General features: G+C 59.2%; 24 protein-coding genes. 15 read left to right on the top strand and 9 right to left on the bottom strand.

Features of this window, described 5'->3' with window-relative positions:
- Window positions 1-4 precede the first annotated feature (4 nt).
- From RCJ00_RS06955 to RCJ00_RS06940, 4 genes are all read left to right on the top strand, one after another.
- The gene (locus tag RCJ00_RS06955; protein WP_316221041.1) at window positions 5-433 is read left to right on the top strand and encodes an iron-sulfur cluster assembly scaffold protein; all 429 of its coding nucleotides are present in this window, start codon (window positions 5-7) and stop codon (window positions 431-433) included.
- Window positions 434-562: 129 nt separating this feature from the next.
- Window positions 563-805 (top strand): membrane protein insertion efficiency factor YidD, encoded by a 243-nt coding sequence (gene yidD, locus RCJ00_RS06950; RefSeq protein ID WP_081714509.1) that lies wholly within the window; start codon window positions 563-565, stop codon window positions 803-805.
- Between the two features lie 133 nt (window positions 806-938).
- Complete coding sequence (gene thrS / locus RCJ00_RS06945; RefSeq protein ID WP_316221040.1) at window positions 939-2,867, top strand: threonine--tRNA ligase; 1,929 nt, start codon at window positions 939-941, stop codon at window positions 2,865-2,867.
- Between the two features lie 4 nt (window positions 2,868-2,871).
- Window positions 2,872-3,867, top strand: coding sequence for a glycosyltransferase (locus RCJ00_RS06940; RefSeq protein ID WP_316221039.1), 996 nt, complete (start codon window positions 2,872-2,874; stop codon window positions 3,865-3,867).
- Between the two features lie 2 nt (window positions 3,868-3,869).
- On the opposite strand, the gene RCJ00_RS06935 is transcribed toward RCJ00_RS06940, so the two are convergent.
- Entirely contained in the window at window positions 3,870-5,570 is a 1,701-nt protein-coding gene (locus tag RCJ00_RS06935) for an ArnT family glycosyltransferase (protein WP_316221038.1), read from the bottom strand.
- A gap of 123 nt (window positions 5,571-5,693) precedes the next feature.
- Between RCJ00_RS06935 and RCJ00_RS06930 the strand changes: the two genes are divergently transcribed.
- Both RCJ00_RS06930 and RCJ00_RS06925 read left to right on the top strand, forming a co-directional pair.
- Entirely contained in the window at window positions 5,694-6,428 is a 735-nt protein-coding gene (locus RCJ00_RS06930) for a glycosyltransferase family 2 protein (protein WP_316221037.1), read from the top strand.
- A gap of 126 nt (window positions 6,429-6,554) precedes the next feature.
- The gene (locus RCJ00_RS06925; RefSeq protein ID WP_411267521.1) at window positions 6,555-7,067 is read left to right on the top strand and encodes a hypothetical protein; all 513 of its coding nucleotides are present in this window, start codon (window positions 6,555-6,557) and stop codon (window positions 7,065-7,067) included.
- A gap of 447 nt (window positions 7,068-7,514) precedes the next feature.
- On the opposite strand, the gene RCJ00_RS06920 is transcribed toward RCJ00_RS06925, so the two are convergent.
- Window positions 7,515-7,796: a hypothetical protein gene (locus RCJ00_RS06920; RefSeq protein WP_316221036.1), complete on the bottom strand. Its 282-nt coding sequence runs from the start codon at window positions 7,794-7,796 to the stop codon at window positions 7,515-7,517.
- Window positions 7,797-7,898: 102 nt separating this feature from the next.
- Complete coding sequence (phaR, locus tag RCJ00_RS06915; RefSeq protein WP_316221035.1) at window positions 7,899-8,546, bottom strand: polyhydroxyalkanoate synthesis repressor PhaR; 648 nt, start codon at window positions 8,544-8,546, stop codon at window positions 7,899-7,901.
- Between the two features lie 397 nt (window positions 8,547-8,943).
- Between phaR and RCJ00_RS06910 the strand changes: the two genes are divergently transcribed.
- From RCJ00_RS06910 to RCJ00_RS06900, 3 genes are all read left to right on the top strand, one after another.
- Window positions 8,944-10,122, top strand: coding sequence for an acetyl-CoA C-acetyltransferase (locus tag RCJ00_RS06910; protein WP_316221034.1), 1,179 nt, complete (start codon window positions 8,944-8,946; stop codon window positions 10,120-10,122).
- 26 nt (window positions 10,123-10,148) lie between these two features.
- Entirely contained in the window at window positions 10,149-10,871 is a 723-nt protein-coding gene (gene phbB, locus RCJ00_RS06905) for an acetoacetyl-CoA reductase (protein ID WP_316221033.1), read from the top strand.
- Between the two features lie 179 nt (window positions 10,872-11,050).
- Window positions 11,051-11,842: a DUF4908 domain-containing protein gene (locus RCJ00_RS06900; protein WP_316221032.1), complete on the top strand. Its 792-nt coding sequence runs from the start codon at window positions 11,051-11,053 to the stop codon at window positions 11,840-11,842.
- 13 nt (window positions 11,843-11,855) lie between these two features.
- On the opposite strand, the gene gloB is transcribed toward RCJ00_RS06900, so the two are convergent.
- Complete coding sequence (gene gloB, locus RCJ00_RS06895) at window positions 11,856-12,611, bottom strand: hydroxyacylglutathione hydrolase (protein WP_316221031.1); 756 nt, start codon at window positions 12,609-12,611, stop codon at window positions 11,856-11,858.
- Between the two features lie 71 nt (window positions 12,612-12,682).
- Here gloB and RCJ00_RS06890 point away from each other — a divergent pair, with 71 nt between their 5' ends.
- The 3 genes from RCJ00_RS06890 (at window position 12,683) to RCJ00_RS06880 (ending at window position 15,068) form a co-directional block, all read left to right on the top strand.
- The gene (locus RCJ00_RS06890; RefSeq protein ID WP_316221030.1) at window positions 12,683-13,444 is read left to right on the top strand and encodes a methyltransferase domain-containing protein; all 762 of its coding nucleotides are present in this window, start codon (window positions 12,683-12,685) and stop codon (window positions 13,442-13,444) included.
- 71 nt (window positions 13,445-13,515) lie between these two features.
- Complete coding sequence (locus RCJ00_RS06885) at window positions 13,516-14,004, top strand: SixA phosphatase family protein (RefSeq protein WP_316221029.1); 489 nt, start codon at window positions 13,516-13,518, stop codon at window positions 14,002-14,004.
- The gene (locus RCJ00_RS06880) at window positions 14,004-15,068 is read left to right on the top strand and encodes a quinone-dependent dihydroorotate dehydrogenase (RefSeq protein WP_316221028.1); all 1,065 of its coding nucleotides are present in this window, start codon (window positions 14,004-14,006) and stop codon (window positions 15,066-15,068) included. The genes RCJ00_RS06885 and RCJ00_RS06880 overlap by 1 nt, the downstream gene beginning before the upstream one ends.
- A 2-nt stretch (window positions 15,069-15,070) precedes the next feature.
- Here the strand turns inward: RCJ00_RS06880 and RCJ00_RS06875 are convergent, their stop codons facing one another.
- From RCJ00_RS06875 to flgF, 5 genes are all read right to left on the bottom strand, one after another.
- Window positions 15,071-16,378 carry an O-antigen ligase family protein gene (locus RCJ00_RS06875; protein ID WP_316221027.1) on the bottom strand — a complete coding sequence of 436 codons (1,308 nt, stop codon included), beginning with the start codon at window positions 16,376-16,378 and terminating at the stop codon, window positions 15,071-15,073.
- Window positions 16,379-16,575: 197 nt separating this feature from the next.
- On the bottom strand, window positions 16,576-17,310 hold the full coding sequence (gene flgH / locus RCJ00_RS06870) for a flagellar basal body L-ring protein FlgH (RefSeq protein WP_316221026.1): 735 nt from the start codon (window positions 17,308-17,310) through the stop codon (window positions 16,576-16,578).
- Window positions 17,311-17,363: 53 nt separating this feature from the next.
- A complete protein-coding gene (locus tag RCJ00_RS06865; RefSeq protein ID WP_316221025.1) occupies window positions 17,364-17,999 on the bottom strand; it encodes a flagella basal body P-ring formation protein FlgA in 636 nt (211 codons plus the stop codon).
- 3 nt (window positions 18,000-18,002) lie between these two features.
- Window positions 18,003-18,797, bottom strand: a complete 795-nt coding sequence (gene flgG / locus RCJ00_RS06860; RefSeq protein WP_316221024.1) for a flagellar basal-body rod protein FlgG — start codon at window positions 18,795-18,797, stop codon at window positions 18,003-18,005.
- A gap of 15 nt (window positions 18,798-18,812) precedes the next feature.
- The gene (gene flgF, locus RCJ00_RS06855) at window positions 18,813-19,562 is read right to left on the bottom strand and encodes a flagellar basal-body rod protein FlgF (RefSeq protein WP_316221023.1); all 750 of its coding nucleotides are present in this window, start codon (window positions 19,560-19,562) and stop codon (window positions 18,813-18,815) included.
- A 320-nt stretch (window positions 19,563-19,882) separates the two neighbouring features.
- Here flgF and RCJ00_RS06850 point away from each other — a divergent pair, with 320 nt between their 5' ends.
- Genes RCJ00_RS06850 through RCJ00_RS06840 form a run of 3 tightly spaced genes read left to right on the top strand, consistent with a single transcriptional unit; the run spans window position 19,883 to window position 22,471 of the window.
- Window positions 19,883-20,548: a flagellar basal body-associated FliL family protein gene (locus RCJ00_RS06850; protein WP_316221022.1), complete on the top strand. Its 666-nt coding sequence runs from the start codon at window positions 19,883-19,885 to the stop codon at window positions 20,546-20,548.
- 1 nt (window position 20,549) lies between these two features.
- The gene (gene fliM / locus RCJ00_RS06845; RefSeq protein WP_316221021.1) at window positions 20,550-21,728 is read left to right on the top strand and encodes a flagellar motor switch protein FliM; all 1,179 of its coding nucleotides are present in this window, start codon (window positions 20,550-20,552) and stop codon (window positions 21,726-21,728) included.
- A gap of 8 nt (window positions 21,729-21,736) precedes the next feature.
- A complete protein-coding gene (locus tag RCJ00_RS06840) occupies window positions 21,737-22,471 on the top strand; it encodes a DUF6468 domain-containing protein (protein ID WP_316221020.1) in 735 nt (244 codons plus the stop codon).
- The last annotated feature ends 58 nt before the right edge of the window (window positions 22,472-22,529 follow it).

The raw sequence follows: 22,529 nt of genomic DNA, 5'->3' as shown, positions 1-22,529 counted from the left end.
TGACATGATCGACGACCTGTATTCTCGCGAAATTTTGCGCCGCACGACCCAGCTTCAACATGTCGGTCACCTTGATCGACCGCAGGCAACGGTGGACAAGACGGCCAAACTGTGCGGCTCGACCATCCATGTCGAACTGAATGTCAGTGACAATGTCGTGACTGACTTCGCCCAACAGGTTCAGGCGTGTGCCTTAGGCCAGGCGGCGGCGGCCATACTGAGCCAGCATGTCGTGGGCGCAACGACGGGAGAGGTCATCGCGGCGCGTGACGCCTTGCGCAGATTATTGAAGGGGGAGGCGGTCGTATTTCCTGATCGCTTCGCCGACCTGGCAATTCTGGCCTCGGTCAAGGATTTTCCGGCGCGTCATGCCTCCACCTTACTCGCCCTTGAGGCGACGGGTGAGGCAATTTCGTCACTAAATCAATTCTGACTGGTATTTCTTCGCTTTTCACCTTGCCACTATGCGGTAAGGGCTTGTAGTGTGTCATGGTTGCAATGCGAGGGGGGCTTCGTGTGCAGGGGGTTGACGCGTCAATGCTTTTTCTCCATTCGATTGTGCATGACCGCTCTTTACGAACGTTCGGTGCGCGCGGCATTGCGGGCCTATAAGGTCACCTTGTCGCCCTATATCGGGCAGGGTTGCCGGTTTCGGCCGACCTGCTCTGAATATATGGCTGAATCCCTTATCCGTCACGGACCTGTCATGGGTGCGTGGTTGGGTGTAAAGCGGATCTGCCGTTGTCGTCCGGGGGGAGGACACGGTTTTGACCCGGTTCCGCCGAAAGCGGAACATAAACAGTAGCCTGCTGCAGAAAATGCATCAGGAGACAAGGTTCGGTCCGGCCTTTTAAAAGGTCACATCGAATCCTTACAAAAATTATTGCGCGATGAAGCCCGCCGTAAGGGCTACAGGTCGCCAGAGAGAAGTGACTAAGATGACGATAGACTTGACGTTCCCTGATGGCGCCGTTCGCAGCTTTGACAGGGGGACAACCGGCAGAACCATAGCCGAAAGCCTGTCGAAGTCATTGGCGAAGAAGGCTGTCCTTATCAAGCTCGATGGCGAGCTACTCGACCTGGACCGGCCGCTTGAGCAGGGGGGGGCTTTGGAAATCTTGACGCGCGAAGCGCCCGAAGCGCTTGACGTGATTCGTCACGACACCGCCCATATTCTGGCCGAAGCGGTTCAGGAGTTGTTTCCCGGTACGCAAGTGACCATCGGTCCATCGATCGAAGATGGTTTCTATTACGATTTTGCGCGTGAAGAACCGTTTTCGACGGACGATTTCGCCAAAATCGAAGCGAAGATGAAGGAAATCGTCGATCGCGACGAGAAGATTACGCGTGAAGTGTGGGACCGCGAAGACGCCATCCGTCATTTTGAAGAGATCGGCGAAAAATATAAGGCCGAGATCATCCGCGACCTGCCAGCGGGCGAAACCATTACCGTCTATCGCCATGGCGATAAGTGGAAGGACCTCTGCCGCGGGCCGCACCTGCCGACATCGAAATTCATTGGCAAGGCCTTCAAGCTGACCAAGCTGGCCGGCGCCTATTGGCGTGGCGATCACAATAATGCTCAGCTGCAACGCATTTACGGCACGGCCTGGGCCAGCGAAGCCGACCTGGAAGCCTACATTCAGCGCATCGAGGAAGCCGAGAAGCGCGACCACCGCCGCATCGGCCGCCAAATGGACCTCTTCCACATGCAGGAAGAAGGCCGTGGCATGGTGTTCTGGCACCCGAAAGGCTGGGTATTGTGGCGGGTTCTTGAGGCCTATATGCGCCGCCGTCTCGATACCGCCGGCTATGTCGAGGTTAAGACGCCTCAGGTGCTAGATCGCTCCTTCTGGGAAAAGTCGGGTCACTGGGAAAAATACCGTCCGAACATGTTCGTTTGTGAAACGGTCGAAGGCGAAACCCTGTCGCTCAAGCCGATGAATTGTCCGGGCCATGTTCAGATCTTCAAGGTCGGGCTGCGGTCCTACAAGGAACTGCCGATGCGCATGGCCGAATTCGGTGCTTGCCACCGCTACGAGCCGTCCGGTTCGCTGCATGGCCTGATGCGCGTGCGCGGCTTTACTCAGGACGATGCACACATTTTCTGCCGCGAAGATCAGATTGTTGAGGAAACGGAAAAATTCGTCCGCCTCACCAAGATGATCCACGCCGATCTTGGCATGGAAACCGCCTATATCAACCTGGCGACGCGCCCAGATGTCCGTGCCGGCAGCGACGAGTTCTGGGATAAGGCTGAAGGCATGTTGGCGCAAGCCGCTCGTGCCGCCGGCGTCGAGCCGGTCATCGCCGAAGGTGACGGTGCCTTCTACGCGCCTAAGCTCGATTTCATCGTCAAGGACGCCATCGGCCGTGAATGGACCTGCGGCACGCTTCAACTCGACTATGTTCTGCCAGAGCGTCTAGACGCCGAATATGTCGCCGAAGACGGTTCGCGCCAGCGTCCGGTCATGCTTCACCGCGCCATCCTAGGCTCGTTCGAGCGCTTTATCGGCATCATGATCGAAAACTATGCCGGCAAGTTCCCGATGTGGCTGGCTCCGGTTCAGGTCGTGGTGGCGCCGATTACCTCGGACGCCAATCCTTACGCCGAAACGGTTGTGGAGGCTCTACGTAAGGCGGGCCTGCGTGTCGAAGCCGATCTACGCAATGAAAAGATCAACTACAAGGTCCGCGAGCATTCGCTGGCCAAGGTGCCGGTTATCGCCGTCGTCGGCCGCAAGGAGGCCGAAACCGGCGAGGTCGCCCTGCGTTTCCTCGGTTCCGAAGGCCAGACCATTCTCAGCATTGCTGATGCTGTGACACGCCTGGCTGGCGAAGCCACGCCTCCTGATCTAAAGGCATAGTTTGATGACACACCTGCCGCCCTCCATCATCGAGATTCTGAAGGAACGCAAGCTAGCCACCAGCGAGGCCCAGTATTTCCTCCAGCCGCTTGCACCATATGACCGTATGGTGGATGGCGTCACGGTTGTCATGATCGTTTTTCACACCGGAAAGATCCTGTTCGACAGCATCAATCGCGTGCTCAACGATCCTCAGGTCAATCAGTTCATCATCATCGACAACGGCTCGACACCGACGGTCGAAAAGAAGTTGCGCGATCTGAAGGATGAGCATGATCATGTCCTGCTGGTGCAGGGCCATGGCAATATCGGTTTTGGCCGGGCGGCCAATCTCGGGGCTACCCTGGCTACCCAGCCGTGGTTGTTATTTTTGAATCCGGACGCCTTGCTGCAACCCGATTGCATCCGCAAGTTGGTTAAGGCAGCGCAGGCCCAACCCAATCCGTGCATTGTCGGCGCCCGTCTGCTCAATCCAGATTTGACGGAACAACGTGGCGCCAGACGTGGGGAAGTGACGCCGGTCACCACCCTGATTTCCCTGATGCATCTGCACCGCTGGTTGCCCAGCCTGCGCAAATACGAAATCCATCTGGAAAGCGAACCTGTGCCCGAAGCCCCCGTCCCGGTCGCGACGATTTCCGGCGCCTGCTTCCTGGCCTCCAAGCATGACTTCGCCTTGCTCAGGGGCTTTGACACCAAATTTTTCCTCCATGTCGAAGACGTTGATCTATGCTGGCGGGCCCGTCGCATGGGCGGAACGGTTCTGTTCCATCCTCATGCCGAAGTGGTGCACGAAGGCCATACGTCGCGGGTCGAGCCTTTGTTCGTCGAATGGAAAAAGGGCCGTGGCCTGGTCCACTATTTCAACAAGCGTGCCGATACCGTGTGGCGCAAACTGTATGTGTGGGCGTTGACCCCGGTCATATTGGGCGTGTCGCTGGCGCGAGCCGCCACGCGCGAACGCCTTCGCAACGACGAAGACGAAATCGCCGGCCAATAGCCTCAGTTGTTATACAGCGTCAGGACCTGGTCATGGCCGTTATAGTTATGGCCCTTGACCTGGCTGACGGCGTGCGGGGTGATGCCAGCCGCCTTGGCTTGCGTCTGGAACGCCGGTTCGAAGTCGCGCTCGACGAATAGCGGGCGCCCATCCTGAAGAGCCTCCACCGCGCCCTTGGCATCGTCGTTCAGCAACTGGGTTTTCGTGCCCATAGCGAAGACGAAGCTTGGCTCCGAATAGCCCAGGATTGCCACCGGGCCGGGAGCGATCCCCTGACGCGGATCGAGATGCGCCGTCACCAGCGCCTTCTCCAGTGCGCGCGAAATCCACAGGGGGCTGAGCGTCGACAGTTCGCTGACGAAGGTCAGGTGGGCCAGTATGCCGGACGCCAGAAGGAAGGCGAAGCCCGTGCGTTTCAGACCGCGCCACATGAGAAAGCCGCCCAGTCCCCCCAGGACCAATGCCGAGGCCACGACGCCGAATACGAACAACAAGCTGAGACTATTGCCATACAAGGCATAACCAGCCATCGCCAAAACGCTCAGGACAAGGCCGCCGATTACGCCGGCCACAACATTCACGATCTTCGCCCACAGCTTCAACGGCACATTCAAGGATACGGCGCAGAGCCAGACCAGCGCGCCGAAGGTGGGCAGGGGATAGTGCGGCAATTTGGTGGGTGACAGCTCGAAGATCAGGAAGGCGGGCACCAGCCAGCAGATGGCAAAACGAATGGCAGCTTCGTGGCGACGGACGATGGCGGTCTGTACCGCACCCCCAAGCAGCCAAGCTGCGGGAAAGAGGGTTATGGGCAGCAAGGCCAAGTGATAGCCTGGCCACATGAAATGCCCTTCTGAACCGCCGCTGAGCTTGGAGGCGAAATCATGACCGATTGCGCCGACCCAGAACTTCCCATCGGTGGCCACGGTAATAGCCACGATCCATGGACCACAGATTAGGGCGACCAGGATAAGACCCCAGCCCCAACTGAGGTGCTTTGCCCAGCCAATGCGGCGGTCCCAGCCCCACAGCGCTAGAAGCGTCGTGGCCAGGATCATGGGGCCGATGATGAACTTGATCATGATGGTACCGGCCAGGGCCAGCCAGAAGACCGTCTTCAGCAAGAATAGCCGCGGGACGGGTGCATCCCGGCCGAGATCGCGTGTTCGCAGATATATCTGCGCCAAGGCGGCCATCATGAGGGTGATCAGCCCACATTGCATGGCGTCGGTCTTGGCGATGAAGGCTTCAGTCGACAACATGAAGCCGACCGCCATGAGCAGGCCAGCCTTGGCGCCGACGCGCGTACCAAAGGCCTTGGCAGCGCCCCAGGCGCAGGCAAAGGCGGCCAGGGCCGCACCAAGCAGGGACGGCCACCGGAAGGCCAGGATATCGCGCTTGGCGACATTGGAGGTCAGCTTGACCGCCGCAACCTGGAGCCAGTGAATGCCGACGGGCTTCTTGTAACGCGGCACGTCCTGGACGTTGATGTTGATGTAGTCGCGGGTTTCCATCATCTGGGCCGAAGCCTGGACGAAGCGGGATTCATCACGGTCCAGCGGCGGGATCATCATAGCGCAGGGCAGCCCCACCATGAAGGCCAGGAGTGCAGCGATCAGGGGGCCGCGCCGGCCTTTCGAGGCCATCCGGACAAAGGTGCCCTGGATAAAGTGGACTACCGTCTGGAACGTCATACCGGCCATGGAACCCCTTATGGCCCGCAAGACGCGCGGGCGATCACTATTTACGGCTGAGGGTAAAGCAGGTAAGAGGCTTAAAACCCAATGGGTTTCAATCCCTTGTTTCGCCTGTCATACGAGCGCCAAATGCCTGTAACCGTTTCTGCCGTGGTGCCCGTCTATAACGAAGAAGGGGCGGCCGTACAAGTCGCGCGGGAAATCGCGACCGAGTTTTCAAAGCGGTTCGGCAGCGACTTCGAAATCCTCTTCATCGATGATGCATCGACGGACGATACGCACGGACGACTGGTCGCGGCGCAGGCCGACATTCCGGGCCTTCGTGTTCTGCGCCATCAGAATAATGTCGGCAAGAGTGGTGCCATGCGTACCGGTTTTTTTGCGGCGCGTGGCGATGTCGTTGTGACGCTGGACGGCGACGGTCAGAATCCGGCTGCGGATGCCGCCCGGATGGTGGAAATTCTAAGGGGCGCCCCGGCCGATGTCGGTATGGTGGCCGGACAGCGCCGTAATCGCCAGGATTCGGCCTCGAAGAAATGGGCGTCACGTTGGGCAAACGGTATTCGCAAGGCCATGCTCAACGACAAGGCGGATGACACGGGCTGCGGCCTCAAGGCCCTGCGCCGCGATGTCTTTTTGCGACTGCCCTATTTCGATCAGATGCACCGCTACCTGCCGTCGCTGGTGACGCGAGAAGGCTTTGAAATTTTATTTGAACCCGTCGATGATCGCCTGCGTACCACAGGTCATTCGAAATATACCAATATCGGCCGTTTAGCCGTGGCGCTTTCCGACCTTCCGGGTGTAATGTGGTTAAACCGCCGTTTACGCCAGCCAGGTAAGGTGAGCGAAAGCGGCCTCTAGAGTTCGCTCGCTTTCATAACGGACGCGGCTCTGGACTTTTCGTTTGCGCAACTTTCGACCGGGAAGTTGCTTTACAATTTGGAAAGTGCTCCAGCCGTCGCCATTTGCGACAGGAGAGGTGCTCATATGGCTATCGACCGCGATCTGATTGCAAAGGAAGCGGCCATCGGGATGTACGACAAGCAGCCCGTGGCCGAGGAGAAGAGGGGGTTCAGCATGCTTACGGCGTTTCCACTATTGGCCATACCGTTCCTGGTCTACAACATCCTGGCGGTGTTTACTCTGTTCGGCGGCGCCGATAATGCCGCCTATAGCGCGGTCAGCCAGATTTTGTTCAGCCTGCCCATGCCTTCCAATGGCACACATTGGGAAGTCAGCGTCGGCGACGTGATTCTGCTGGGCTCCTTGATCTGCCTGTTCTTCGAGCTGCTTAAATCGACCAAGTCTGACAAGGTGGCGATCGTCAACCATTCTCTGTCAATGGTCGTCTTCATTGTTTGCCTCGTGGAATTCCTGTTGTTCCGTCCGTTCGCGACCTCTACCTTCTTCCTGCTGACCTTCATGACCCTGATGGACGTGCTGGCCGGCTTTATTGTCACCGCCGTCTCTGCGCGGAAAGACATCGATTTCGGACACTAGAGCACTTTCCGAAAAGTGTGACGCACTTTTCGGACCAAAAAGTGCGTAAAAACAAAAGTCTAGAGCATTTGTCCGATTCAACGTGATCGGGAAATGCTCTAGGTGGGAGCCTCAATAGGCTGTCGAGACGCATTTAAGCCCGCCGGGTCATCGGCGGGCTTTTTCTTGGTTTGACCCCAAGTCAGCCGAATACTGAAAAAATCAGGGCGACGGCAAATATATCGAAGGCGCGGGTGGCGAAACGCGTCCAATGGGAGCGCGGTTTGCGAGCATTGGCTAAGGACAGCAAGACAGGCTCCGGGTACGAGGAATCCATGCCAATGCAAGTCGCGTGCCGCGTGACAGATACCATGGCCATAACCGGGCGCGTTTGCCGATTTAGGCTCTAAGGCGTTGTTTTGTTGTGTGTGTTGTCGATAAGGTGAGCGGTTTGGACCCGGAAGCGCTCTAGATTTCGGTCTTTGTGACGCGCCCCGGTTGCGGGCGGCGGTCGTTCGGGCCGGAATATTCCGACTTCAGATAGGTCGATTTTGCCCGCTCAAGCGTTTCCGGACCGCCCCGAAGGCCGCGCTTTTCGCCGCCACTCAGCAATTGGGCGGCATAGACGGCATCTTCGCCATCGGTGCTGGTCTTAGCGCGCTGCTTACGGCCACGCGGCGCGTAACCCGGCTGATGTTCGACAACCGGACCGGCAGGCACAGGCAATTTGGGATCAGCGTTTTCGCTCATGGTCCCAGTCTACAGCATTTTTGCTAAAACAATATGTGGAACGGCGACCTGCGCCTTAAAATTTATCGACATCGTTGATATCGACAGGTCGCCGCATCCACTTTAGCCCTTGGACGCCAGTTGGTCGATCTGGGCTTTCATGGCTTCCATTTGCTGACGCAATTCACGGACCTGATCGGTTTCGGGCTTGGCAGCGGGCGTGCCACCCGTTGTCGGTTCTGGTGCTTCGGGAGCGATCCCGCCGGTCTGGCCCGGACTTGCCGCCGTATTGGCAAACGAGAACGGCGAGAACATCCGCATGGCGCGGTCGAACATGGCCAGGTTCTGCGACACCTGTTCGTCGAAGAAGCCCAATCCCGGTGTGCCGCCGAAGGCTTGCGAAAATTGCGAACGGAAGCGCTCCTGCTGCTTGGCGAAGCCGTCGAGCGACATTTCGAGATAGGTCGGCAACAGATTCTGCATGCTGTCGCCGTAGAAACCGATCAACTGGCGCAGGAACTGGATGGGCAGAAGGTTTTGACCGCGACTTTCTTCTTCGAAGATGATCTGAGCCAGCACACCGCGCGTTATGTCGTCGCCGGTCTTGGCGTCGAACACAACGAAATCGACACCCTGGCGGACCATGTCGCTGAGATTGTCGAGGGTGACATATGAGCTGGTCGCGGTGTTATACAGCCGGCGGTTCGCGTACTTCTTGATGACCACGCGATCGCCTTCGCCGCGTTTTGCCCGTGTCTTGGTTTCAACCATGAAAGCCTCCTGGGACTCTACCTGAGATATTGTTGCGCTTGCGGACTCCGCCGCATTCCATTTCGCACTCACAACATAAGCCTTTTTTTGCTTATGCGTAAAGAGGGCGTGTGAAAACGAAGAAAATCCTTATGGCGCAAGGTTTCGATTATTGTGTGTCGCGCAATTCGCAAGAGAATCATATTGCAGATCGTTGTGCGCACAAAAAGTTGAATGGCGTGTCCGCAAACGGATGATTTTTACGGGTGACGGCGTGTTCACGATCAGGCACCAATGCGGTCATAAAATGAAATGACTGTTCAAGCCACTGGAGAACGGCGTAACTTGATTTCGCTTTTCACGTGCCTTAAGTGCCGGATTGAGCAGTCTTTTCCACAGGTGCTAAAGGAAACCCCGTATGTCCAATGAAGTCGTTATCGTCTCCGCCGCGCGCACGCCGGTTGGCTCTTTCCTCGGGTCATTCGGTGCCGTCCCGGCGCACGACCTGGGCGCTCATGCCATTAAGGCGGCCGTCGAACGCGCCGGCCTGCAATCGGCTGACATCAACGAAGTTATTCTGGGCCAGGTGCTCCAGGCTGCGCAAGGTCAGGGACCGGCGCGCCAGGCCTCGGTAAAGGCCGGCATTCCCTATGAGTCCCCAGCCTGGTCGATCAACCAGATCTGCGGCTCCGGCCTGCGCGCCGTGGCGCTGGGCGCCCAGCAGGTGGCCTTGGGTGAAAGCGCAATCGTCGTTGCCGGTGGCCAGGAAAGCATGTCCATGGCGACGCACGCGGCCTACATCCGCGCCGGTCAAAAAATGGGTGACCTCTCGCTGGTCGACACCATGATCAAAGACGGCCTGTGGGACGCCTTCAATAATTACCACATGGGCCAGACAGCCGAAAATGTCGCCACCAAGTTCGGCATCTCGCGTCAGGAACAGGACGAATTCGCCGTCGCATCGCAAAACAAGGCCGAGGCGGCACAGAAGGCCTGCAAGTTCAGCGCCGAAATCGCGCCCTACACGATCAAGGGCCGCAAGGGCGACACCGTCGTCGACAGCGATGAATTCATCCGCCACGGTGTAACTATCGACAGCATTTCCGGTCTGCGTCCGGCCTTTACCAAGGATGGCACGGTCACCGCTGCCAACGCCTCCGGCCTCAATGATGGCGCGGCCGCTGTCGTTCTTATGTCGCGCGCCGAAGCGGACAAGCGCGGCTTGAAGCCGTTGGCGCGCATTGTGTCGAGCGGCATTTCCGGCGTCGATCCGGCGATCATGGGCACCGGCCCGATTCAGGCGACGCTGAAGGCGCTGGCCAAGGCGGGGTGGTCGGTAAACGATCTCGACCTCATAGAAGCTAATGAGGCCTTCGCCGCCCAGGCGATCAGCGTCAACCGTGAACTGGGTTGGGACACGGCCAAGGTCAATGTCAATGGTGGCGCGATCGCCATCGGTCACCCGATTGGTGCGTCCGGCGCTCGCGTGCTGGTCACGCTGTTGCACGAAATGCAGCGCTCGGGCGCCCGTAAGGGCCTCGCCACCCTATGCATCGGTGGCGGCATGGGCGTCGCCCTGGCCGTCGAAGCCGTATAAACATACTTACAGAGAGGGATTTACATATGGGTAGAGTCGCATTGGTTACCGGTGGTACGCGCGGTATCGGCAAGGCTATTGTCAAGCGTCTGAAAGATGCTGGCCTTACGGTCGCCGCTGGTTACGCCGGCAATGAAGAGAACGCCAAAAAGGTCGCCGAAGAACTGGGCGTGATGATCGTCAAGGGCAGCGTCGACAAGTTCGAGGATTGCGCCCGCGCCGTCCAGGAAGTCGAAGCGGCGCTCGGCCCGATCGAAGTTCTGGTCAACAATGCCGGCATCACGCGTGACGGCTTCTTCCACAAGATGTCGAAAGAGCAATGGCAGGAAGTCATTCACACCAATATGGACAGCGTCTTCAACATGACGCGCCAGGTGATCGAAGGCATGCGTGAACGCAATTACGGTCGCATTATCAACATCTCCTCGATCAACGGCCAGAAGGGCCAGGCTGGCCAGACCAACTATTCGGCCGCCAAGGCCGGTATGATCGGCTTCACCAAGGCGCTGGCCATGGAGTCCGCCAGCAAGGGCATTACCGTCAATTGCGTGGCGCCGGGCTATACATCGACCGAGATGGTCGCCGCCATTCCGCAACCTGTGCTCGACAAGATTGTCGGCGGTATTCCCGTCGGCCGCCTCGGTACCCCTGAGGAAGTGGCTGAAATCTGCGCCTTCCTCGCCTCGGACATGGCATCCTTCATCACGGGCGCGACTATCGCCGTCAATGGTGGCCAACATATGCTATAGTGGGCCCGGCTTTAGCGGCCCGGCCAAGAGCGGTCCATGCCGGTTAAAGTGTAAAATTTGAGGGGCGCGGATAGTCATATCCGCGCCCCTTTTTCGTATTGGCCTGCCTTAATTTATTTCCTTCCGCGTCTTAAATTGGCCCAAGTCGAACCCTAGTAATCCGGGTAATGACAAAGAATTTGGCACATTCCTGGGTCCGTATCCTGAGCGCGTTTTTGCTGCTGCTGTGCGCCGCAGAGGCTGGCCATGCCCTTGCCGAGGCCCCGCGATCTCTCAAGGAAGCCATGTTCGGCAAGAAGTCCGATCCCGGACAGACCCCCACACGACCCACCGTGGCACATTTCCGCTCCGAGGATGGTGAAAGCTTCGTCATGGACGAAACCAGCGGTCATACACTCGTCCGGTTCGATGGCGACGACGAAGTCTGGCTCCTGACCCCGACCCAAGGCCCAAAGGGCGATATCATTTACAAGAACGATGTCGGTGAGCCGGTCTTGAAGGCGACCCGCTGGGGCGGGATGATCCTATTCAGCGACGACCGCCCAACGGGTGATCCTGTGGCGGTTAGTGGTCGCGCCGAGGCGTTCCAGCCGGGTCGCATGTCGCCCAGTCTGTTGTTCCAGTCTCTGGTCCACGCCAGCCGCCGGGTCAGTCTGGCCGTCGGGCGTAATTTCGGATTTGACGCGCCTGACGTTACGCCGGGTACGGATTATCTATATGCCGATGCCGCCGACGTCACGGCCGACGCGCTGATCCGCGTTTCCAGCCAAAACCGCGGCAAGCAGATTCTGGCCCCGATTCAGTCCGTACAGTTCATTGAAGGCCGTCCGCCCAGTGCCACCATCCAGAATGGGGTTCTGGTCCTGAAACTGGATATTTCGCGCGGCTACTGGGGCGGCCGTCCGTCGTCCAAGCGCATATTTAACCTGATCGTCACGACCTTTCCGGTCGGCAACACCGCCCGCCGCTAGGTCGCAACAGGCTTTAAAAGCAGTCTTTGGCCCGCCGTAACTCGCCGAATTTCGCCGCCTGGGCATCGAAATCCGTTTCCTGCAATGGATAGACAAGAAAAGGGTTGGTCGCTTTTTCTTCAGCGACCGTCGAAGGCACGGTCGGTTCTCCGGCCGCGCGCTTGGCGCGGATGATATCCGCACGCGTAGACAGCGCCGGGTTAATGCCCAGATGCTCGGCGAATTTCAAATTGGACAGCGAATATTCGTGGGCGCTATAGAGCCGCGTTTCGTCCGGCAGGTCCGCGATACGTTTCAGTGCGCCCCACATCTGTGCCGGTGTGCCTTCGAACAGGCGGCCGCACCCGAGGGGGAAGATCGTATCGGCGACGAAGGCATTGCCGCCCGCCGCGTCGATATATCCGATATGACCGAGCGTGTGTCCGCCAAGGTCGATGACGTCGAGGCGCGTATCACCCAGATGGAAAACATCGCCAGGTTCAAGCACATGGTCGAGCGGCGCGATGCGGCGCACCTCCGGCGGACCGTAGATGACCGCGCCGTATCGCTTCTGGATGAGGACATTGCCGCCGGCGTGATCGGGATGCCAATGGGTATTGAGTATGTAGTCCAGTCCGACGCCCCAAGCGTCCAGCCGTGCGGTGATGGCGCGCGGTTCCGGCGCGTCGATAATGGCGGTCTTGCCTGTTGCCTGGTCCTGAATCAGGAAACCGTAATTGTCCTGGAGCGCAGGAAAGACGTCTATCTTTAGGTTAGGCCTTAGGGACATGTTAGGGGTCGCCGTGACAGGGTTGATACGGTATCCTATATAAGAACCCGCGAAGCTTAAGGAAACGCCGTTTGCGCCGTCCGGTCGAAGACCTCAACAGTTTCTATCTGTCGCCGGAAGGACAGGTGGCGCGCCGTCTTATCGGACGCAAGCTGGGCGAAGCCTGGCCGGACGTGCGCGGGCTCGATGTCTTGGGCATCGGTTATTGCAGTCCCTATCTCGACCAGTTTGCAGAAGGCCGCCGCGTTCTGGCCGCCATGCCGGCGGGACAGGGGGCGGAAATCTGGCCCGCCGATATGCGCGTGCGCACGGTATTGATTGACGAACAGGCGCTGCCTTTCCCGACGGGGCTTTTCGACCGCATACTGATCATCCACGCCCTGGAGGAATCGCCAACGCCGCAAGGGCTGCTGCTTGAAGCCGCCCGACTTCTGGCGCCGAATGGAAAGCTGATCATTGGTGTGGCGGCGCGGGGCGGCTTCTGGGCGCATGCCGAACGCACCCCCTTCGGTTATGGTCAGCCCTATAGCCGCCTGCAACTCGAAGCGGCGCTGCGGGATGCCGACCTCGAACCCCTGGCGTGGTCCTACGCCCTCTATGCGCCGCCGTTGAAGTCTCTGTTACGTTGGGCCGGTGCGCTGGAGAAGATATTGCCGCGCATATGGCCCCTGACGGGCGGGCTGATTCTGATGGAGGCGGGGCGCCGGCCGTTCGTCGCCCATACACCGCGTCCGCAAAAGTCGATCATGGACGAACTGCGCGGCGTGCTCGTGCCGCCGCAGCCGGTGCCGACCTCGCGCGAACTGGAGCCGGTATCGCGCGACCTGGGCTGAGCGGGCACACACCGCGCATTCCAGCCGGCTTATGCTTGACCGTGGGGCAGATTCTGAGCATAGCAAGAGGCATGAAACAGCTTATCATCATGCGCCATGCCAAGGCGGAAAAAGACGCGGACTCCGGCGAGGATTTCGACCGTGTCCTGGCGCCGCGCGGACGCGACGAAGCGCAACATGTGGCCCGCGCTCTACAGGCATATGGTCTAAAACCCGACTTTGCCCTGGTCTCCGCCGCTGCGCGAACTCAGGGCACATTCGATGAGGTCAAGAGCGTGCTCGGGGATATACCGGCCCTGATCTCGGACGACTTCTACAATGCCGGATCGGAGGCCCTGCGCCAGGCGATCGAGCGTCACGAAGACGACGGCCAATGCCTTTTGGTCGTCGCGCACAATCCCGGCGTCCAGTATCTTGTGGCGGAGTATCTGTTCGAAGGTGCCGCTGGACCGGAAATCACCGACAAGGTGCGTGGCAACTACCCGACCGCTACGGCGACCGTGTTCGAGGTCGATGTCGCCGGCCGCCCCGTCTATGACGGCATTTACCTGGCTAAGTGATGTATAAACTCGCGACCCGCGCCCTGCATCTTCTGGCTGCCGAAGAGGCGCACACTCTGACGATTAAGCTCCTTAAGTTGGGATTGGGGCCAGTGTCGTCTTTGCAGACGCCGGAGCTGGCGGTGGATGTGCCATTTGATGGCGGCGTTCTGCGGTTTGCGAACTGTGTCGGGCTGGCGGCGGGTTTCGACAAGAACGCCGAAGTGCCGCTGGCCATGGTGCGCGCCGGCTTTGGCTTTGCCGAATGCGGCACGGTGACGCCCCTGCCGCAGGACGGCAATCCGAAGCCGCGTCTGTTCCGCCTGACTGAAGACGCAGCGGTCATAAATCGCATGGGCTTCAACAATGCCGGGCTGGACATTTTTGCCGGGCATCTGGAACACATCAACGCCCATCGCAACGGCGCGGTCGTGGGGCTGAACATCGGCGCCAACAAAGATGCGACCGACCGCATGGCCGACTACATCACCGGCCTTAAGCGGTTGTGGGGACTGGGCAGCTATTTCACCATCAATATCTCGTCGCCCAATACGCCGGGCCTGCGCGCGCTTCAGGGCAAGTCGCATCTTGACGACCTGCTGGCGCAGATCGCCGAAACCCGCTCTGCGCTGATGAAGGCAACGGATGTCAACTGCCCCATCTTTCTCAAAATTGCGCCGGATCTCAGCAATGGCGAGATCGAGGATACGGTGTCGTCTACGATCGACCATGCTCTCGACGGTTTGATCGTGTCCAATACGACCTTGTCGCGCGACGGGCTCAAATCACCATACGCAGGTGAAGCGGGTGGTCTGTCAGGTGCGCCGTTGTTCGAATTGTCGACGCGGGCGCTGAAAGTGGCAGCCACGGCTGCGGCCGGTCGCCTGACCTTGATCGGCGCGGGCGGCATCGCGTCGGGGGCGCAGGCCTACGCCAAGATCCGGGCGGGGGCGAGCCTGGTGCAACTCTATTCGGCTATGGTCTATCACGGGCCTGGACTGGCCGATGCGGTGCGCCGCGATCTGGTCATGCGTCTGAAGGCTGATGGTTTCCGCTCTGTCTCGGAAGCGGTGGGGCAGGTCTAAGGCTATTCTTCAACCGCATTGGCGGTCAGTCGCGCCAGAGCGCAGACGAACAGCGCCCATATCAGCGAATTCTGAGATAGGATAAAGCTTTCCGACAGGATCAGGAAGCTGAACAGCATCAGGATCAGAACGGAGAAGAAGCCGTCCCTGACCTTGGCAAAGCGGAACAGGGCGCAAAAGAAGCCGGCGGCCAGCACCGCGCCGAACAGGGTGACACCAGTCCAGCCCAGTTGAATCAGCAGGTCAAGCCAGCCATTGTGCGCTGAAGGCACCTCCCAATGGGTCTCCGCCCGCACAACTGCCGCCGGCACGGAATCCGGCGTCCAGAAGGCCTTGTAGCCATAGCCCAGCCACGGATGCTTATCGGACAGACGCATCAGCGAAGCCCATATTTCGGTGCGTCCGGTCAGCGTTGGGTCCTTGCCCAGCAGCTTCAGTATCTGATCGGGCATGATGTAGAAGAGCGCCGCGCCGACCATGGCGGCGGTTGCCGCCAGCCAGGTAAAGATGATGCTCAATACGCCGCCGCGTTGCAGGGCCAGCAGCAAGGGAATGGCGGCGGCACTGACCATGCAGGCGAGCAGCGAGGTTTTAGACCGTGACAATACGACCAGCAGGAAGATCATGACGGCGACGCCGATCCATGCCTTGCGGCGTTCCGGCGAGACGTAGGCCGAAGCGCAGGCGGCGATGAAGCCCAGCACCATCATGGCCGCCATCTGGTTCTTTTCGTACCACAGGCCTTTCCAGGCCCCGGCATTGATGTCGGTATGGATGCCCAGGCTGGGAACGGCGATACAAACGAAATAGGACCCGAAGGCCAGAAGGGCAAAGCTGCCGGCAACGATTTGCACCAGGTCTTCGCCGCGCCAGCGGCTTGCCAGGTAGAGGCCGAACAGTGTGGTGAAGGCAAGCGCGATGGTGCGGCGAATGGTTATGTCCGGCGCAATCGACCAGTAGTTCGAGGCGAAGCACAGCCCGACCAGAAGCCCCGTCATGAACAGGCCGGGCAGGATGCGCATCAAGCGGGTGACCCGTATCGCAATTAGGGCCACAGTAACGGCATAGACCGGCAGCCACATGACACGCAGAATGGCGGAATCGCTTTCTGATACGCCAGTCAGGTCGTTCTGCGGTGCGAAGACCGGGCCGATCAGGGCGTTGGAAAACATCAGAATGCAGAAGACCGTCAGGCCCAACTCGGCATAGATGAGCCACAGGGCCAGGCCTTCTGGCCCGGTCTTCGCGCGCACGTCGGCGGTTTCGCGACGCGCGAAATCGGCAGAACGGGCAGATGAGCGTGCGGACATGGGACCTGAGGGCAGCGGTTCCGGTCCGGAACCGGCTGCCAATCTAGGTCAAAAGTCTCAAAATTGAGTCAAGGCCCGGGTCGAAAGTCACGCTCTGCCAATTAGAGCCTCATGCCGAAAAGTGGACCCCACTTTTCGGCATGAGGCGTTACAAAAAATGAGAGCCATGAGGCGGCTCAACTGAGTCGACGAATGCTCTAGAACGGGGAATATTTTTCCATAAGGGCCTGCGCGGCGGGCGGACCCTGCATGTTGGTGATGTCGCCACGACCACCGTAAGAGATGCGCGCTTCGGCCAGTTGCGTATGACGGATGGTATTGGTTGACGAAATGTCTTCCGGCCGGGCGATGCCGGCGACGGTCAGAACCCGGACCTCGCGGTTGGTGCGCACTTCCTGGGTCCCTTGGATGACCAGATTGCCGTTCGGCAGCACGCCAGTGACCGTCGCAGCGATGGTGACGGAAATTTTTTCCGCCCTTTTTACCGTGCCAGCACCATTCGAGGTCGAATTTGACGAATCGGCCAACGCCTTGGCGGGATTGTAGGCATTGGGGAGAATTTTGCCGAGTGACGATTCTATACCCAGAATCGTCGGAGTTGCGGCATTGAAGCTGTTGGTACGCGACCTGTCGGTTGTATTGCTGGTTTGGGCCGAATCGTCGATGTCGACCTGTACGGTTAGAATGTCGCCCACGCCGCGGGCGCGCTGATCGTTGAAAAAGGTTCGTGCGCCGACGCGCCACAGCGAGTTCGATGACGCGGGCGCCGTGTTTTGCTGGGGGTAGATCACGGGTTGCTGCTGTGGCACCAGCGCGGCTGGATAGGACATGGCACTCAACTGCGGCCCGGCGACGGTATCGTGGATCGATCCGCAACCGGACAAGGCGGTCAGGGCGGCAAGAGCAGCGGTGGCGAGAACAATCTGTTTCATGACGAGGGACCTTACGTACTGACTTTGGCTTCAATGTCCTGTGGGAAAAGGACTTAACGCGAAGACACCAGGGTTTGACTGCGAATCTGCAGGGCGGCCTGGCCGGCGACCGCCGTGCCGGGACCGGTGATGACCGCGTCGATGAGCTTCTTGGACGTAGGGTTCATGATCTGGACCGCGTCGCCAATGCCGGCATCTTTTTGCACCTGGCCGGACATGGTCAGGCTGAGCCCGTTTTGCGTCCAGGTGACGGCGACCATTTCAGAGCGTTTGACGACAATCGGGCCGGACGGACCGGCGACGGGCGCCTGGACACCCCAGCCTGCGTAGTTTTGCGCACCCGTAATGGCCGTGCGTTGCGGCGCAGACGCGGAAGGTGTTTCAGGGCCGGCCGCAACGATGATGCGACGCAGGCCGCGCGGGTTGTCCCAAACAACGCCGTTGCGCGCGGCGATCTGCTGCACGACGGCAGCATCGAGCACGGCCGTGGCATCCTGGCGGTAACCGAGCACAACACCAGACGCTGCACCGGCGTTTTCGAATACGTCCCCCAGAGTTATGCGGCCATCGCCATCGGTGACGCTGGACTTGAGCACCAGATATTGCGGTGCGGCTTGGGCGTTCGCGGTCTGGACGTGGCCCGCGAGGGGGGCGAACAGCAGTGTGGCGAAGAACAATACGCGTTTCATGACTTAGCCTCGGGCCAGTTGGCTGGTGGTTTGCAGCATTTCGTCGGCGGTGGTTATGACCTTGGAGTTCATCTCGTAGGCGCGCTGAGCCACGATCAACGCGGTGATTTCCGATACCGCATCGACGTTCGATGCTTCGGTGTAATTCTGGAGGATCGTGCCGAAGCCGACATCGCCGGGCGTTGACACATTGGGAGCGCCCGATGCGCCTGACTGCATGAACAGATTGTCGCCCTGGGCGTCGAGGCCGGCTTCGTTATAGAATGTGGCCAGTTGGAGCTGCCCCACCACCACAGGCGCGGCCGATGAGCCCAGCGTTGTCACCTGGACCTGGCCGGTCTTGGAGATGGTGACGTTGGTCGATCCCTGCGGAATATTGATGTTGGGCTGGACCAGGTAACCTTCGGTGGTAACCAGGCGGCCCTGGTCATCGACCTCGAAATTTCCGGCGCGGGTATAGGCGGTTTCGCCGGACGGCATCAGGACCTGGAAATAGCCCTTGCCCTGGATCGTCATGTCGTAAGGATTGCCGGTCAGGGTTGGCGTGCCCTGTTCCATGATGCGATAAACCGCAGCGGTGCGCACACCCGAACCGATCTGAATACCCGTCGGGACGACCGTGCCGGACGCCGAGGACTGGGAGCCCATGCGTTCGACGTTCTGGTAGAGCAGGTCCTGGAATTCGGCGCGCTGCTTTTTGAATCCGACGGTGTTCATGTTGGCGATGTTGTTGGAGATGACTTCAACATTCATCTGCTGGGCGGCCATGCCCGTTGTAGCGGTTCTTAATGCACGCATTTTGTATTCCTTACCTTACGCCACACGACCAAGGCGCTCTACGGCGCTTCGGTTCAGTTGGCTGTTCTGTTCGATGATGGCGGATAGCGTGGAATAGGCGCGATTGATGCGCACCAGATTGGTGATTTCGACCATCGGATTGACGTTGGACGATTCAAGGAATCCCTGTTGTACGCGCGCGTCGACGGCAGGCAGGGCGGCGGCATTGCTGGTCAGGCTGAAGGTGCCGTCGCCATTTTTTTGCAGATCGCTCATATTGGCGATGCTGACCACGTTCAGTTTGCCGACGCGTTCGGTCTGGCCTTGCGACATCTGAGAAATGATGCCGTCCGCTGAAATGGTCGGCTCACCTTTCTGGGGATCGAGGACGATAGGCCCGCCCTCGCCTTGGACGACATAGCCCTGCTGGGTCATCAAGGTGCCGTCGGCGCCCAGCGTAAAGGCGCCGTTGCGCGTATAGGCCTCACCCTTGGGCGTGTTAACGACGAAAAAGGTGCCATCGCCGTTGAGCGCGACATCGTACGGGGCGCCCGTCTGATTGAGTGTGCCTTGGGTAAAATTACGACCGACGCCGTTGTCATAGGCAAAATTGGCCGGTGTCCGAATCGGCATATTGACGGCCGGCGCGCCCGGTTCAGCATTAACCAGCAGTTCCTCGAACTTGTACCCGGTCGTATTCATGTTGGCGAGGTTGTTGGCGCTGATGTCCAGCTCTCTTTGCAGGGTGATCTGACGCGACAAGGCGACGTAATTGGTGTTTTCCATGTCCGCATGTCCTGTAAGAGGGTTGATCCGAAGTTACCGCGTCATTGCGTTAACCATGTTTTCGAATGTGCAAGCGCCGTGCCAGAGAGGGCCGCTTTCGACAATGCATTGAAATTAAAAAGACTTATCTCTTTTTGGCCGAATTTCAGATGCGCAATACCGGCAAAAAATGCCGCCTTGACCGCCTTTAACAAGCAATCGTTAACCATGTTTGGCCATAGTGGCGTTAACGCCTCACGTCAGGCGGTTAGGGTTTGTTTAAGAGTTGGGCCTAAACTCCAGGTATCCGGCTTCACGTTTGTATTTAGCGGGTGGGCATTTTGGCCAAGAAAGAAAAGAAACCTAAGGACGCGGAAGCGCCTCCGGTTGACGGTGCCGAGGGCGGCGAAGGCGATGCCCCGGCAAAAAAGAAATTTCCCTTGCTGATTGTCATCATCGCCGCGGCCGTGCTGCTGCTGGGCGGAGGCGGTGCTGCGGCCTATTTCCTGTTCCTCAAGCCGAAGCCGCCCGCCGAAGCCGGCAAGGACGGCGCGCATGGCGACGCCAAGAAGGATGAGAAGGGCGGCCACGGCGAGAAAAAAGACGCCAAGAAGGACAAGAAGAAGGAAGGCGGCGAACATGGCGGCGGCGCTGAAAAGGTCGACCCGGCAACGCAACCGGTCATCACCGAAGGGCCCAATGGCACGACCTATTTTGCCATGCCGACGACGGTGGCCAATATTCAGTCGCCTGACGGCCGCGCCTCCTATCTCAAGCTTAAAATGACCTTCGAATGTCCCGATCAGGATACGGTGGACGCCCTCAATGAAAACATGCCCCGCATCAATGACGTGCTTCAGGGCTTCATTCGGGAACTGCGTCCCGACGACCTGAGCGGTTCGGAAGGCAATTACCAGTTACGCCTGGAAATCCTTCGTCGCATCAACCTGGTATTGGCGCCGCACAAGGTCAATGCCGTTCTGATCACCGAGATGCTGGTAACCTGACATGGCCGCGGATGAAGTAGATCAGGAAGCCATGATGGCGGCTTGGGAGGCGGAACTCGCCGCCGAAGCCGATGCGGCCACCGGTGGTGGTGGCGGAGGGGGCGGAGACGGCGGGGATCTGGCGGCCGAGTGGGAAGCCATGGTTGGCGGCGGCGGGGGGATGGGCGAGCGTTTCAATATGCCCGCCGGCGCCGAACGCATCCTCAATCAGGATGAAATCGACAGCCTGCTAGGCTTCGACCTGTCGGAAGACGATTACAATGAACGCTCGGGCATCCGGGCGATCATCAATTCGGCGATGGTGTCATACGAACGCCTGCCGATGCTGGAAATCGTCTTCGACCGTCTTGTGCGTTTGATGACGACCTCTTTGCGTAACTTCACGTCGGACAATGTCGAAGTCTCGCTCGACAATATTTCATCGATACGCTTCGGCGATTATCTCAACTCGATCCCGCTGCCTGCTATCCTGGCCGTGTTTCGCGCCGAGGAACTGGACAATTACGGCCTGCTCACGGTCGATTCCAATCTGATCTATTCGATCGTGGACGTGCTCCTGGGCGGTCGTCGCGGCACGGCGGCGCTACGTATCGAAGGCCGTCCCTATACCACCATCGAACGCGTGCTGGTCCAGCGCATGGTCGAGGTGATTCTGAACGATGCCCGCGCCGCCTTCGAACCCCTGACGCCGGTCAATTTCAATCTGGACCGCCTGGAAACCAATCCGCGCTTCGCCGCCATCGCGCGGCCGGCCAATGCCGCCATCTTAGTCAAGCTGCGCATCGATATGGAAGATCGCGGCGGACGCGTCGAGCTTCTGCTGCCCTACGCCACCCTGGAACCGATCCGCAAGATGCTGCTCCAGCAGTTCATGGGGGAAAAATTCGGCCGCGACAATATCTGGGAAAGCCATTTGGCCACCGAATTGTGGACGACCCAGATGGAAGTGCGCGCCGTTCTGGACGAACAGCAGATAGCCTTGTCCAAGGTGTTGAATTTACAGGTCGGACAAACCATCATGCTCAACGCCAACGGCGATTCTCCGGTGCAGTTGAAATGCGGCAATATCCCGCTGACCAGCGGCCGCATGGGGCGCAAGGGACATTCGATCGCGGTCCGCGTCGATACCCCGCTGGCGGCGTCAACAAAACGGCGCCTGACGCAGTTGCCGAAGAAATAGGGCGGGGCATGGACGTAAACCTGGTTATGAACGGTATCCTGATGGTGCTTCTTGTCACCGTCCTGTGGTATGGCGTGGGGCTTAACAAGCGCCTCAAGGCCCTGCGCGCCGCTCATGAAGGGTTTGCCAAGGCCGTTGGTGAACTGGACGATGCCGCGATCCGGGCGCACACCGCGCTTAAGGAACTGCGGGCCAATGCCGACGATTCGCAGGAACTGCTGCACGGTCGTATCCTGGCCGCCCGCGATGTCCTGCAAAAGCTCGACCTTCAGGTGACACGCGCCGAACGGGTGCAAAAGGATATCGACAAGGGCCTGGCCAGTTTCGAAACCCTGCGCACCCAGCCGCTCCCCCGAACAGATTCACGGCCGGAACCGCGTTCCGAGCTCCGTCCAGAACCGCGAGTTGAAACGATGCGCCCCGAGGTCATCCGTCCGGCCCACTATGAACCCGTGCGGGAAACGGCGCCGGGACGGCATCCGTTCCTCAACGATATGGTACGGCCACGTGAAAGCCGGCCCAAGGATGTTCCGCTCAATCAGACTCCCTATGCGCGAAAGGGGCGAAGCCTGTTGCCCGATATTCCTCCGCAAGATGACAGTGAAATGGTCGATGCCGTCCAGATGTCCGAACTGGTCGTCGCCAATCTCAATGAAATGATACGCACGCTCAACCTGCCGACTCGGCAGGTTATGTCCGTTGAGGACGATCTGTTCGGCGGTACTGCGCCAAAGAACCGTTAAGGCGTCAAATAATAACCCGTCGCCATATCCCGAAGTGGACATGGCCGTGGTCTTTGTG

Origin of the sequence: Asticcacaulis aquihabitans, from assembly GCF_032490435.1 — a bacterium.
Classification (GTDB): domain Bacteria; phylum Pseudomonadota; class Alphaproteobacteria; order Caulobacterales; family Caulobacteraceae; genus Asticcacaulis.
The sequence above is the reverse complement of the archived record's forward strand: the minus strand, read 5'-3'. Positions and strand labels throughout refer to the sequence as shown.